This window comes from Actinomadura keratinilytica, from assembly GCF_039539665.1.
In the GTDB taxonomy this organism is placed as follows: domain Bacteria; phylum Actinomycetota; class Actinomycetes; order Streptosporangiales; family Streptosporangiaceae; genus Spirillospora; species Spirillospora keratinilytica.
The window spans coordinates 1-747 of the sequence record NZ_BAABDO010000288.1; the positions used below are offsets into that span (position 1 = coordinate 1).

At 74.8% G+C, this 747-nt stretch carries 1 protein-coding gene; it reads right to left on the reverse strand.

The features are described from left to right. Positions 1-747 (reverse strand): AMP-binding protein (locus ABD879_RS32745; protein ID WP_345025677.1); only part of this gene is annotated, 747 nt, incomplete at both ends.

A 747-nucleotide genomic window follows, 5' to 3' on the forward strand; every position in this document is an offset into this window, starting at 1 on the left:
ACCGCTCGGCGGTCAGCGCCGGGCGGCCCAGGTAGCCGCGGGCCAGGCCGTCGCCGGCGATGTACAGTTCGCCGGGCACGCCCACCGGCACGGGACGCAGCGCCGCGTCCAGCACGTAGGCGCGGGTGTTGGCCATGGGGCGGCCGATGGGCGCCGTGCCCTCGGCGTTGCCGTCGTCGAACCAGCCGGTGACGAACACGGTCGCCTCGGTGGGCCCGTAGATGTTGGACAGGCGCGCGCCGGGGACGCGTTCACGGGCGTCCCGCAGCAGCCGCGCGGGCAGCGCCTCGCCGCCGAACGCCAGGTCGTCGACGTGCAGCCGCAGTCCGTCGCGGGCCAGCAGCACCGCCAGGACGGAGGGGACGCCGCTGACCAGCGTGCCTTCCCAGCCGCCGCGTTCGGCGACCTCCAGCAGGTCGCGCACCACCTCCACGTGGCCGCCGACGGTGAGCGGGACGAGCCACTCGAACACCGACACGTCGAAGTTCAGCGACGTGGAGAACAGCACGCGGCGCAGCCGGTCGGCGCCGTAGAACGCCGTGCCGCCCGCGCAGAAGTCGGCCAGGGCGGCGTGCGAGATGACGACGCCCTTGGGGCGGCCGGTGGACCCGGAGGTGTAGATGACGTACGCGGCGTGGTCCGGGCGCAGGGGGCGCATCCGGTCGGCGTCGGTGACGTCGGCGTCGGAGTAGTCAGCCAGGTCCAACGCGTCCAGTTCGACGCGCGGCGCCCCCTCGGGCAGCGTCG